The sequence below is a fragment of the Pseudomonas sp. Z4-20 genome, assembly GCF_051131955.1.
Lineage (GTDB): Bacteria > Pseudomonadota > Gammaproteobacteria > Pseudomonadales > Pseudomonadaceae > Aquipseudomonas > Aquipseudomonas marvdashtae.
The window spans coordinates 2,586,679-2,601,033 of sequence record NZ_CP071641.1; the positions used below are offsets into that span (position 1 = coordinate 2,586,679).

A 14,355-nucleotide genomic window follows, 5' to 3' on the forward strand; every position below is an offset into this window, starting at 1 on the left:
ACGGCTGATTTCGAACAAGCAAAATGAAGGACAACTCATGCTCGATCGCCTGATGCATCGCTGCTGGCTGCGTGGAATTCGCCTGTCGGAAGCTGAAGGTCAACTGATCATCACGCCGGGGCCGCAGGGCGCTCTGACGGATGAACTTGAAATCGAGCTCCGTTCGCGAGAGCACGAGGTGTTGCAATGGCTCGCCCGGCATCCCGATTATTTTGATGCGCGGCCACTGACCGACAATGAGCAGGCGCTCTGGTTTCTACAGCGACTGGAGCCCGACAGTTGTGCCTATAACCTTGCTTACGCAGGACGAATCAAGGCGCAGTTCGTAACGGAGGACTTGCCCCGGCGCCTACAAGACGCCTGGGCCACGATTCAGCGGCGTTACCCTGTGTTGAGCATGGCCTACGGCGAACGCAGCGGCGACCTGGTGCAGTGGAGTCGTGGTGAAAATATCCAGCCGTTGGAGTGGGTTGCCTTGCAGGCGGCGGACACCGACACCTTGCAGCAACGCATTGCCGAACTGGCCGACCGGCCTTTCAATCTCCAGGCCGGGGAAGTCTGCCGAGGTGTGGTGCTGAGCAACGCCCGGGATGGTCATACCGAGCTCACGCTGGTGTTGGTGATCCATCACATCGCCGCCGATCCGGCCACGTTCTATATCGTGCTCAATGAGCTGTTCGCACAGGTCGATGATCAGCCGTTGCCGGCGATCAACCCTGATGCCTATCGCGACTACAACAGTGAGCTGCATGTGCGCAGCGAGGCGACTGAAGTTGCGGAGCTGGCTTGGTGGCAGGCGCAACTGAGCGAAGCCCCGACGCTGGATTTGCCGACGGATTTCGCCTTTGGCGGTGACCGGTCATTCGAAGGAATGGAGCTGCCGGTTCGCTTCGATCTCGCCACCACGGCGAGAATCCGGGCCCTCGCCCGAGAGTGGGGCGTAACGCCGTACGTCTGGTGGTTCTCGCTGTTTCAACAGTTTCTCGGGGTGTTGTCCGGGCAAGACGATTTTGTTCTGGGTACGGCCGGCGGTCTGCGCTTGCGACGCGAACACCTCAGTTTGCCGGGCTATCTGGTCAACTCGCTGCCGGTTCGCTGTCGCTTGCAGGCAGATCTTTCAAGTCGTGACTGGGCCCGAGAGGTGGACGCCACCGTCAAGCAGGCCCTCGCGCACCGACACTACCCGTTCTCGCGCCTGGTCAAGCAGTTGAACTTCGAGCGTCAGGCGGGCAAGGCGCCGCTGTTCCAGCACATGTTCACGCTCAACAGGGCACGTGCCGCGCCTTTTCATCAGTACCTCGATCGCCTGCTGTCGGAACAGCGTGGAGCGGCCCATGAACTGAACATGGTCGTGGTGGATGAGGAGGAGGGTTTCCTCTGTCGGTGGCGTTACAGCAAAGCCTTGTACCGCCACGAAACAGTCCAGCGTTATTGCGATCAGTTCGTTGCGTTGGTCCACGCGGTCATCGAACAGCCGGACGAGCCGTTTGCCCAGCTCGATTGGCTGCCGCCCGCGCAACAATCAATCCTTCACGGCGCGGACATGCCAGTTCCGTTCAGCAACGCCTGGCAGGCGTTCGTGCAACAGTGCAAGTCCGAGTCAATCGCCCTTCAGGACGAGCAAGGCACTCTCAGCTATGCCGAACTGGGCCGGGCAGTAGTGGCCCGTGGCGAGCGCTTGCAAGCGGGCGCAGACCTGGAGAATGCACGCATCGCCTTGTGCCTGCCCCGCAGCCGCGAATTGGTAATGCACATGCTCGCGGCCTGGCAGTGCGGCGCCACCTACCTGGCCGTCGATCCGCAGTGGCCGCAGTCGCGTTTGCAGGATATCTGCGAGGATGCCGCGCCCAAGATCTGGATCGGCGAGGGCCTGCGTCCCGACTGGCTGCCGGATGCGGTGCTCTGGCTGTCGTTGCCAGATGCCGAGCTGTCGAGCGAATCGCCGATGCGCGCGTCGATTGATGCTGACCTGCCGGCCTACATCGTCTACACCTCCGGTTCCACGGGCCGGCCGAAGGGCGTGGCGGTCAGTCAGGGCAACCTGATTCATTACGTGACGGGGTGTCTTGAGCGCCTGCACCTGCCCGCCGATGCCAGCCTGGCAAGCCTTGCCAGTTGTGCCACTGACCTTGGGCATACGGCCTTGTTCGGTGCTTTGCTCAGCGGCCGCCGCTTGCGGCTCCTGGCCGAGGAACTGGCGTTCGATGCCGAGGAGCTGACGGCTGTGCTTGAACGCGAGCCCGTGGATTTGCTGAAAATCGTACCGTCGCACCTCAACGCCTTGCTGGTCGCCAACGATCCGCAACGCTTGTTGCCGCGCCAATGCCTGGTAACCGGCGGCGAGGCCCTGGGTCATGAGCTGGTGTCGCGCTTGCGCGCATTGAGGCCGGAGTTGCGTATCGTCAACCACTACGGTCCCAGTGAAACCACCGTCGGGGTGTTGACCCATGAGGTCGATATGGATGGCGCGGCACCGCTGGGTCGACCGCTGTCTAATGTCCAGGTCAGCGTGCGTTCGCCCGACGGCCGTTTGTTGCCGATCGGCGTGAGTGGCGAGCTCTGCGTGCAGGGCAAGACGGTTGCGCTGGGGTATCTCAGCGCCAGCGATGCAGACCGCGCCCGCTTCGGTGAGCATGGCTATCGCACCGGCGACCGGGTACGGCTCAATCATCAAGGGCGGGTGGAGTTTCTCGGCCGGCTCGATGAGCAGGTCAAGATCCGCGGCTACCGGGTCGAGCCGGCGGAAGTCGCGGCACGGCTGCGGGCAATGCCGCATGTGAGCGACGTCCAGGTGCTGAACAGCCCGTCGCGGCTGACGGGCAACCGCCTGGTGGCGTTCCTGGTCGCGCCGTCGAGCGCGTTGCCTGATATCCAAGCCACCCTGCAAGCGCAACTGCCGGACTATATGCAGCCTGCCCAGTGGCATTGCCTCGATGGGTTTGCCCTGTTGCCCAACGGCAAGGTCGATCGCAAGGCATTGCTGCAGTTGGCCGAGCAAGCGCCGGCCACCGCGCAGGCGACGGTTCCAACCGAGGAGTTCTTGGACGCGGTCGAAAGCGCGTTGCTCGATATCTGGCGCGGGCTGCTCGGCAATCCCGACCTGGGGCCCGATGACAATTTCTTTGCCCAGGGCGGCGACTCGATCCTTGGCCTGCAGATCATTGCCCTGGCGCGCCAGCAAAATATCCTGATGACGCCCAAGCAGCTGTTCGCCGAACAGACCGTGCGGGCCTTGGCCCGAGTGGTGCAGACGCCGCAGCGCAGCCTCGAACAACGTCTGCTCGATATCGCTCGCGAAATCCTCAATAACCCTGGACTGCGTGTCGATGACAACTTCTTCAGCGTCGGGGGCGACTCCATCCTGAGCCTGCAGATCATCGCCCGGGCCAAGCAGCAGGGGCTGCAACTCAAGCCCAAGCAGATTTTCGAGTTCCCGACGGTGCGCGGCTGGGCCGGGCAAGTGGTTGATTCAGGCGCGGCGAAGGAGGGTGCCAAGCCCTCCGCCATCGAACCCACCACGGCATTTGCCCTGACGCCGATCCAGCAATGGTTCTTCGCTCAGGAGCAAAGCGAGCCCGGATACTGGAACCAGTCCTTGCTGTTGGCGCTGGACGAACCGTTGGAGCTGGACCGGTTTGCCCACGCGGTGGGCACGCTGTTGCAGCGTCATGCCAGCTTGCGCCTGACATTTGAGGCGTCGCCGCAGGGTTGGCAACAACGCTACCAGGCATTTTCCCAATCCCAGGTCGACGTGTTGTTCCACGTCGAGGAGCAACCGTTGAGCGAAGCGCTATTGCAGCGCTGGCAGCACGGCTTCGATCTGGCCAAGGCGCCACTGATTCGCTGGGTGTATTTCTCCCAGAGCCGCGAGCTGCTGTGCACGGCGCATCATTTGCTGGTGGATGCGGTGTCCTGGCAGGTTCTGTTGGAGGAACTGGAAAGCCTCTACCTGCAATCGAACGTGGCATTGCCTACCGTCTCGGCGGGTTTCCATGTGTGGAGCGAGGCCTTGCAGCAACATCGCCGCGAGCCCGCCGTACAGGCCCAGGTTGATTACTGGCATGAGCAGTTGGCCGCCGAAGGCTCGGTTCCCGAACAACCCAATGTGTACGGCGAAAGTCGCACGCTGGCCACGCAATTGTCGCTGGAGCAGACCCAGTTACTACTGGGCGATTGTCACGCGGCCTACGGCACCCAGGTCCAGGACCTGCTGTTAGCGGCATTGGCCGGTGTCATCGGTCAGTGGCAGGGAGGCGAACGCGTCACCCTTGAGCTGGAAAGTCATGGCCGCAGCGGCTGGGAGCTGGGCCCCGAGTTGTCCCGTTCAATCGGTTGGCACACCAGCCGCTATCCGCTTGCCGTCGATACTTCCTGGGATCTCGAGCCCTCGATCATCGCGGCCAAGGAAGCCCTGCGCCGTGTCCCCGAACAAGGCATTGGCTATGGTCTGTTGCGCCAGGAACCGGCCCACGGCCTGGGTGCGGCTTCACTCTTGACGTTCAATTACCTGGGACGGGTCGACCAATGGATCGGCGCTTCGCGGCTTTGGCGTCTGTCGCGACCGGTGTGCCCTGGCATGCGCGCCGACAGCACCCGCCGCACGCATTGGCTGGATGTGACGGCGTTGGTAAACGAAGGCCAGTTGCATGTGGAGTGGCGTTATGCGCCGCAGGTCCATGATCAGGCATTAGTGGGTGAATTGGCGCGGCAGTTCCAGCAGCGACTCATAGCCCTGTTGGAGCATTGCCAAGCGCCCTCGGTGGGGCGAGCCACGGCTTCGGATTTCGCCGACTCCGGCTTGTCCGACGATGAATTCCTCGGGCTGCTCGAACAACTTGAGTAGTGAACCCCTGCGTCCCCAAACATTACAGGTTCGGATACCGTCAGCATGAACGACAAGGTCAAAGCTCTTTCGCGCAATATCGAAGCTATTTACCCGCTGGCTCCCATGCAGCAAGGACTGCTGTTTCACAGCTTGATGCACCCGGGCAAGGGCATGTATCTGCTGCAATACCGGCATGTGATGGTCATGCCGAACCTGGACCTCGCTGCGTTTCGCCAGGCTTGGGCACAAGTGGTGGAACGCCATGAGCTGTTGCGCACTTCTTTCGTCTGGAAGCAGCAGAAGCGTCCGATGCAAGTGGTGCACAAGCAGGTCGAATTGCCGATCACCTATGAGGATTGGTCGCACCTGAGCGAAGGTGAGCAGCAGGGTCGCCTGGATCAGTTGCTCAGCGAGGAGCGTGCCGAAGGGCTGGATTTCACCAAGGCGCCACTGATGCGGGTCCGGTTGTACAAACTGGCGCCCGACACCTACCAGTTCGTGCGCAGTTACCACCACATCCTGATGGATGCCTGGTGCTTCTCGATCATCATGATGGATTTCCTCAACGGCTACCGTGCCGCCCAGGAAGGTCGTCGATTGAATCTGCCGGCCCCGCGTCCTTATCGCGATTTCATCCGGTGGCTCGAAACCCAGAAGCCGGAAGATCATCAGGCTTTCTGGCAACAACGTCTGGCGGGTTTCGACACGCCAAACGAGTTCGGCTTCGGCCATGTCGGCCGCATCCAGGGCGCCAGTGAACCGGTCGAGGACTGTGTCGAGTTTCTGCAGCCTGAGCAGACCTTGGCGCTGCAAAACGTCGCGGCGCAGCACGGCCTGACCCTCAACACGCTGGTGCAGGGTGCCTGGGCGCTGTTGCTGGCGCGTTATAGCGGTGATCGCGATTTGGTGTTCGGCATTACGGTTGCTGGCCGCCCGGTTCATCTGCAAGGCATGGAAAGCATCGTCGGCCTGTTCATCAACAGCCTGCCGCTGCGCTGGAGCTGGCGCCCGGATGACGCACTGGGGCCGTGGCTCAAAGCCTTGCAGACCGAGAACCTGAGCCTGCGCGAACACGAAAGTGTTTCCCTGGCCGACATCCAGCGTTGGAGCGATGTGCAGCGCCAGGACCTGTTCCAGAGCCTGTTCGTGTTCGAGAACGCGCCCATCGCCGCCGACCTGCGCCAGGGGCAGCTGGACTACCTGATCAGCGACATGGCCAACCGCACCCACACCAATTACCCGATCACCGTGGTCATCGTGCCGAGTGAACGCTTGCACTTGCAGCTGACTTACCAGACCGACTGGTTCCTGCGTGAAGAAATCGAGCAGATGCTGCGGCATTTCCGCACGCTGCTGTTGAACATGGGCGATGCCCTGGATGCGAACGCCGGGACGCCGTTGCATCGACTGGCAATGCTGGATGAACGTGAAGTCGCTCACCAGCACGAGGTCTGGGCCGGTGGTGGGCTGGTAGCCGATGAGCAACTGCTGCAACCGTTGTTCATCGAGCGCTTCCAACAGCAGGTCCGCCAGAGTCCAGGGCGCGTCGCCATTGTCCACGGCGAGCAAAGCCTGACTTTCGATCAGTTGAACCGCGCCGCCAACCGGCTGGCCCGGCACCTGCGTGTGCAAGGCGTCAATCGCGACGATCTGATCGCCGTATTCGACGAGCGTGGGTTGGACCTGGTGGTGATGATCGTCGCCACGCTCAAGGCCGGTGCCGGTTGGCTGCCGCTCGATCCGCGCAACCCGGCCCAGCGCCTGGCCCAGGTGCTGCGCCAGAGCCGTACGCCGTTGCTGGTGCACAGTGCGGAACAAGGCGAACTGGCCTTGCAGGCATTGGATCTGCTCGAGCAGCGACCCCAGTCCGTGCGCTATGACCCATCGGTACTGGCCGGCTACAGCGACGACGATCTGAACATCGCGGTGCACGACAACTCGTTGGCCTATTGCATCTTCACCTCCGGTTCCACCGGTACGCCAAAGGGCGCCATGGTGGCCCAGGCGGGCATGCTCAATAACATCCTCGGCAAGCTACCGGGGCTGGGGCTCGATGCGGATGACGTGATTGCCCAGACCGCGCCGCAATGCTTCGATATTTCAGTCTGGCAAACCCTCGCCGGACTGGTGCTGGGCGCGCGTACCGTGATTCTCGGCGACTGCGTCGTGCAAGACCCCGAGGCGCTGGCCTCGGCTATCGGACGGCACGGCATCAGCATCCTCGAGGCGGTGCCGTCATTGATGCAGAGCCTGCTCGACGCCGGGCTGGAGACATCGCCTCTGCGCTGGGTGCTCGCCACGGGCGAGGCCTTGCCGCCGGCCTTGGCGCGGCGCTGGTTCGAGCGCTACCCGGCGATTCCGTTGATGAACGCCTATGGGCCCGCCGAGTGCTCGGATGACGTCGCCTTCCACCCATTGCTGGAACGCCTGCCGGATGAGCGCATCAACGTACCGATCGGGCGCGCCACGCTGAACAACCGCTTGTACCTGCTCAATGCCGATTTGCAACCGATACCCGTCGGTGCCGTCGGCGAGATATTCGTCGCCGGTGTTGGCGTCGGGCGTGGCTACATGGCCGACCCTGCGCGCACGGCGGCGGTCTTCCTGCCGGATCCGATCGCCAATGACGGTTCGCGCCTGTATCGCACCGGCGACCTGGCGCGCTTCCTGCCCAACGGCGACCTGGAATACGTTGGGCGCACCGACCATCAAGTCAAGATCCGTGGCCATCGTATTGAACTGGACGAGATCGAAGCCTGCCTGACCCGTTATCCCGGCGTGCGGGAAGCCGTGGTGGTGGCCCGTGACGACCAGCAACGCGCCAAGGTGCTGGTGGCCTATGCGGTGGCAGATACCGCTTGCAGCGTCGAGGTGTTGCGCGAGCACGTGCTCGGCAATCTCCCGGCGTACATGATCCCGAGCGCATTCGTGTTCCTGGAGCGTTTCCCGCTCAACGGCAACGGCAAGATCGACCGCAAATCCTTGCCCGCACCGGATTTCGCCGCGCAAAGCCAGGCTCGTTATGTTGCGCCCAGCAGCGAATTGCAAGGCCAGTTGGTGGAAGCCTGGCAAAGCGTGCTCGGGCTCGAACAGGTGGGCGTCGAGGACAACTTTTTCGAGCTTGGCGGCCATTCCTTGTTGGCGACCCAGTTGATCGGCCTGATCGGCAAACTCAGTGGCAAGGATTTGCCGTTGCGCGTGGTCTTCGAGCGTCCGACCATCGCCGCCATGGCGGATTGGCTGGAAAACCAGACCGGTGCGCTAAAACCTTCGCCAACCCTGCTGCCGCGTCCGCAAAAGCTACCGCTTTCGTATGCCCAACAACGGCTCTGGTTCTTGCAGCAACTCGATCCGCATAGCCCGGCGTACAACCTGGCTGGCGCTGTGCGCCTGACCGGCGAGCTGCATGTCGCTGATCTGCATGCGGCCTTGCAAGCGGTAGTCGACCAGCACGAGGTACTGCGCAGCGGGTTTATCAGCGAGGCCCAAGGGCCGAGCCAAGTGATCCTGGCGCAGACCGAGCTTGATTTGCCGGTGATCGATGTGGCGAGCGAAGAGGCGCTGCACGATCGGCTGCGTCAGGATGCAATGACACCGTTTGCTCTGGAAGCGGCGCCGTTGCTGCGTGCTCGGCTGTATCGCCTGGCGCCGCAGGTGTTTGTCCTGTCGTTGAACTGCCATCACATCGTTGCCGATGGCTGGTCCCTGCAACTGATCATCGACGGTTTGTGCGAGCAGTACCGCAACCGCCGCCAAGGCCTGTCGACTCAACGGCTCGCCCCGGCGATGCAATACGCCGACTACGCCGTCTGGCAGCGTCAATGGATGGGCAGCAAGGCGTGCGCGCAGGAGCTAGCCTACTGGCGCGAGCAACTGGCCGGCGAACTGCCGGTGCTCGACCTGGCGGCCGACTTCGCCCGGCCTGCCCAGGCCAGCCAGGCCGGAGGGCGTGTCGAGCGACGCTTGCCCGAAGCGCTGGCGGCCCGCCTGAAGGCCTTCAGCGCTCGCCACGGTTGGAGCAATTTCATCCCGATGCTCACCGCGTTCCAGTTGCTGTTGCGTAGTCGCAGCGGCGAAGACGACATTCTGGTCGGTGTTCCAGCGGCCAATCGGCACCATGCGACGTTGCAGCCTCTGGTGGGTTGCTTCGTCAACACGTTGGTGTACCGCAAGAAACTTTCCGGCGAGCGCAGCCTGCTGCAACTGATGAGCGAGTTGCAGGCGCTGTCCGTGTCGGTCCAGTCCCATCAGGATTTGCCGTTCGATTACCTGATCGAACAACTCGGCGTGGTTCGGCAGGTGAGCTACAACCCGCTGTTCCAAGTCATGTTCAACTACTTCCCGGGCAATGCCCTGGAGCGTTTCGACCTCACCGACCTGATTGCCGAGCCGCTGGACAATCGCCCGGACAGCGCCTTGTGCGACCTGCACCTGGACGTGCGCGACAGCGAACACGGCATCAGCGTGAGCCTGCAATACAGCAGTGATCTGTTCCGCGAGCAGACCGTGCAAGCGATGGTCGAGCAATACCTGGCATTTCTCGACGCGTTGATCGAGCAGTCCGCCCAGCCGCTGGGTGAACTCGCCTGGCAGCCTGCGGAACGGGCTCTTGGCCGAATCGAAGGTCCCACGGTGGGCGGCCATCAAGACATCCTTGAGGCCTTTGCGCTTCAGGTCGCTCGCCAGCCTGAGGCGATAGCCGTTGTGGCAGGCGATCAGCAACTGACGTATGCCGAACTGGATCAGGCCGCCGAACGGCTGGCCGCGACATTGCAGGCCCAAGGTGTGGGCGTTGAAGACCGCATCGCCTTGAGCTTGCCTCGCGACGCGCGCCTGCCCATGGCCATGTTGGCGGTGCTCAAGGCCGGCGCTGCGTATGTGCCGTTGGCCGAAGACACGCCACCGGAGCGTGGCCGCTACATTCTTCAAGCGGCCCGGCCCACCTTGTGCCTGGGCACGGCGGCGAGTCTCGCGGACTTGGCGCAGTGGAACAGCGACCTGCCGTTGCTCGACATTGATGCCAGCGCTGCAACCGACACCTTCAATGCAGTGACCTGCGTCGCCGGTCAGCTCGCCTACGTGCTGTACACCTCTGGTTCCACCGGCCAGCCCAAAGGCGTGGCGATCAACCGTGGCAACCTGATGAACCTGATGTTGGCCGTCGAGCAGGTCTTGCCGATGACGGCACGGGACCGGGTCCTGGCCTTGACCACGGCGACCTTCGACATTGCCATCGTCGAGTTACTCCTGCCCCTGGCCCATGGCGCCAGTATCCTGCTGGCCGATCGCGAACAGGCGCGAGACCCGCAGGCCATCGATCAACTGTTGCTGTCCGGGCAACCCACCGTCATGCAGGCCACGCCGGCCACCTGGCGGATGCTGGTGGCGCACACTTCGCGCAGTTGGCAAGGCGTGCGCGCCATCTCCGGTGGCGAGGCCCTGCCGTGCGCATTGGCCGAAGCCATCGAGGGCAGGGGAGCCTATGTCATCAATGGTTATGGGCCGACGGAAGCAACTGTTTACAGCACCTTCGAAGTACGCAGCGGTAACGAAGCCGGCGTCGAGGTGCCGATCGGGCAACCGGTGGCCAATACCGCCGCGTACGTTCTCGATGCCGACCTGCAACCGGTGGCCGCTGGCGTTCCCGGTGAGCTGTACCTGGCCGGGGCCAACCTGGGCCGAGGTTATTTCGCCGCTGCGCGCCTGACCGCCGCCGCGTTCTTGCCGGATCCTTTTGTGGCTGGTGCGCGCATGTACCGTACCGGCGACCGGGTCAGGCGTAACAGCAATGGCAGCCTCGATTACCTGGGACGCCTGGATTTCCAGGTCAAGCTGCGCGGTTTCCGTATCGAGTTGGGCGAGATCGAGGCGCTGTTGTCCCGTATTTCCGGGGTTCGCGAGGCCGCTATCGTGCTGTTGGGCAGCGGTGAGTCGGCGCGCCTGGTGGGTTATTACGCAGGCGATGCGCTGGATGATGCGCTGCTGCGTGACACCCTTGGCGCCCAGTTGCCGGACTACATGCTGCCCAGTCAGTTTGTGCGTCTCGACACGCTGCCGTTGAGCCCGAGCGGCAAGGTTGACCGCAAGGCCCTGCCGGCACCGCAACAGCGTGACGGCCAGCATGGCGCGCTGTCGGGTGAGTGGGAGCTGACCCTGGCCGGGCTCTGGAAAGAGCTGCTGGGATGTGCCGATGTTGGCGCCGACGATAACTTCTTTGCCTTGGGCGGACACTCGCTCCTGGCGGCGCGACTGGTCGCACGGATCGCCGAACAGCATGGCCGGCGCCTGCCATTGCGCACTGTGTTCGAGCAACCGGTCCTGCGTGACCTGGCCGCTACGCTGGCCCAGGCAAGTACCGAGGCTGACGGCATTTTGCGTCCTTTCGAAGAACCCTTGGCACCGTTGCATTTCACTCAGCAACGCTTGTGGTTCCTCGATCGTTTGCAGGGCGATACCCAGGCCTATCACTTATCGCTGGCACTGCGCCTGGATGGCATCCTGCAACCCACGTTACTGGAACAGGCATTGACGCAGTTGGTGGCTCGCCAACATAGCCTGCGCACGGTCTTCAGCGAAACAGCCGAGGGCGCGCGCCAGCGTGTCGAGGATCCCGGTACGATGCCGCTGAGCGTCGAGCCGCTGGAAGTCGACGAACGCTCGACCGCTTTCACGCAGAAACTGAGCGAGGAGGCGCTACGCCCATTCGACCTCACCGCGCCGCCGCTGTGGCGGGTGCGGGTATACCTGGGCGAGGGGCAAAGCGTCCTGCAAGTGACCTTGCACCACATCATCGCCGATGCACGCTCGCTGGAGATCCTCTTCAACGAACTGCAACTGATCTACCAAGCTTTGCTGGAAGGACGCGATGCGTGCCTGCCAGCGTTGCCGCTGCAATTTTCCGACATCGCGGCCAGCTGGCAAAGTCCGCAGGGGCATACACGGATCGAGTCGCAGCTTGATTATTGGCGCCGGACCCTGGCGGGCGAGCCTCCGGTACTGAACCTGCCGACCGACATGCCTCGGCCCGCCGAGCAGGGCTACAGCGGGCAGCGCCTGCGTTTCAACCTGCCGGCAACGCTGGTCAAGCGCCTGCGCGATACGGCGCAACGTCATGGCTTGACCGCTTTCGCACCGCTGCTGGCCGCATGGAAAACCCTCTTGGCCAGGCACTCGGGACAGCGTGAGATCTGGATCGGCTTGCCGGTCGCCCACCGTCATCAGGCCCACACGGATAACCTGATCGGTTACTTCGCCACCACCCAGGTCCTGCGCAGCCAGATCGACCCACAACAGTCGGTCCAGCACTTCTGGCAGCAATTGCAAGCCACTCACCTGTCGGCGCAACAGCATGCCGACGTGCCGTTCGAGCGCTTGGTGGAAGCGTTGCAAGTGCGTCGTGACCTCAGCCACACGCCGCTCTTCCAGGCGTTGTTCAACCTGATCCAGCGGGATGCCAACGCCTTGTCCGAACAGCGTTTCGCCGGGTTGCCGGCACAGCGCTTGAACGTCGAAAGCGACAGCGCCCTGGTGGACATCGGCCTGCACATCGAGCAGATGGGCGAGGACTGGCCATGCGTGTTGGAATACAACACCGACCTGTTCCTGGCACGCACCGCCCAGCGTTACGCCGATGAGTTCCTCTACCTGCTCGAAGGCATGCTGGAACAACCCGAGGCGCGCCTCTGGGACATCGACCTGGCCAATGCCGATCACGCGCTCGAAGAGCGGCCATGGAATCGGCCTGCGCAGTCCTTGGCTCCGGCAGTGGACGTGATTGCCCGCTTCGAACGGCAAGCCGTCCTGACGCCGCAGGCGCTGGCGGTCGATTGCCAGGACCAGCAACTGAACTATGCGCAACTGCACGCCATCAGCAATCGCCTGGCCCACTGGCTACGGGCGCAAGGCGTCCGCACCGACGATCTGGTTGCCGTTTGCCTGAGTCGCGGTCCTTGGTTGCTGCCCACCTTGCTGGCGATCCACAAGGCCGGCGCGGCGTACCTGCCGCTGGATCCGCAACACCCGGGCGAGCGCCTGCGCTTCATCATCGATCATGCGCGTCCGGCCCTGGTGCTCAGCGAAAGCCTGTGCGCCGAGGCCCTGGGCGACGTCGATCACGTCCTGCTCGACCGGTTGCAGCTGGACACTTGCAGCGACGCCAACCTGGCGGTGGCGGTCGACCCGCAACAGCGTGCGTATGTGATCTACACCTCGGGCTCGACCGGCACACCGAAAGGCGTGCAGGTCACCCGTGGAAACCTGAGCAACTTGCTGGCCGGTCTCGATCGCGTGCTGCCGCTCGGCGCCAAGGATGTCTGGCTTGCCAGCACCACGTACGCCTTCGATATGTGCAAGCCGGAGCTGTTCCTGCCGCTGGTCAATGGCGCAGCCATCCTGCTGGCGCGCCGCGAGCAGGTGGTCGATGGGCATCAACTGTTCGCGCTGCTGCGCCGGGCCACGGTGTTCCAGGCGACTCCCGCCGGTTGGCAAATCCTGCTGGAAACCGGGCAGGCCGATTGGCCGCCGTTGCGTGGCCTGATCGGTGGCGAGGCGGTTCCCGGTGAACTGGTCAACGAATTGAGTGGCCGGGGCGTAGTGTTGATCAACGCCTACGGCCCAACGGAAACCACCGTCTGGTCGACCACCCAGGCGTTGCGAGACGTACCGTCCGGTGTCGCCGATATCGGCGCGCCCTTGCTCAATACCCGTTGCTATGTGCTTGACGACATGCTCCGCCCGGTTCCGTTGGGTGCCACCGGTGAACTGTACATCGCTGGTTCCGGGGTTACCCGTGGCTATCAGCGCGCGCCCGCCACCACGGCGGCGGCCTACTTGCCAGACCCTTACGCTGGCGAGCCCGGCAGCCGCATGTACCGCACCGGCGACCTGGTACGCCGACGCAACGATGGGCGACTGGCCTACGTCGGTCGGGGCGACTTCCAGGTCAAGGTGCGCGGGTTCCGCATCGAACCGGGTGAAATCGAGTCGCTGCTGCGCCGTTACCCAGGTGTGGAAGAAGCGGTGGTGATGATCGATTCGCGCAGCCAGAGCCTGTTCGCCTGGCTGCAAGTGCCGAGCCCGATAGATCAGCCGGCGCTGCGCCGGTACCTGGAAGGCGTGCTGCCGGGCTACATGATCCCGGCAGGCTTCATCGAGCAGCCACGTTTTGCCCTCAACGCCAACGGCAAGATCGACCGCAAGGCGCTGCCGGCGCCGCAACCCGTGGCGATCGAAGGCGTGGCGCCGCGCAACGACCTGGAGCGCCAACTGGCGGACATCTGGCAAAACTTGCTGGCGCTGCCGCAAGTCGGCGTGTTCAACAGCTTTTTCGAGCTGGGCGGGCATTCGCTGTTGGCCATGCGTTTGATGACCCAGGTCGAGAGTCGCTTCGGCATCAAGCTCGAACTGCGCAGCCTGTTCCAGAATCCGACGATCGCCGCGCTTGCCGAGCAGATCGAAAAACCCCAGGGGCCCTCGACCGACGAAGCCCTGGACGAAATGCAGCGCCTGTTATCAGAGATGGAAGAGTAAGG

General features: G+C 63.3%; 2 protein-coding genes. Both read left to right on the forward strand.

What is annotated here, in order from left to right:
* Nucleotides 1-37 precede the first annotated feature (37 nt).
* The gene (locus J3P82_RS11970) at nucleotides 38-4,843 is read left to right on the forward strand and encodes a condensation domain-containing protein (RefSeq protein ID WP_434563303.1); all 4,806 of its coding nucleotides are present in this window, start codon (nucleotides 38-40) and stop codon (nucleotides 4,841-4,843) included.
* Between the two features lie 45 nt (nucleotides 4,844-4,888).
* Nucleotides 4,889-14,353, forward strand: a complete 9,465-nt coding sequence (locus J3P82_RS11975; protein WP_434563305.1) for an amino acid adenylation domain-containing protein — start codon at nucleotides 4,889-4,891, stop codon at nucleotides 14,351-14,353.
* Nucleotides 14,354-14,355: the final 2 nt, after the last annotated feature.

Coding starts and splice junctions, on each gene's coding strand:
- J3P82_RS11970 (WP_434563303.1), top strand. CDS start 38: ATGCTCGATCGCCTGATGCATCGCTGCTGGCTGCGTGGAATTCGCCTG.
- J3P82_RS11975 (WP_434563305.1), top strand. CDS start 4,889: ATGAACGACAAGGTCAAAGCTCTTTCGCGCAATATCGAAGCTATTTAC.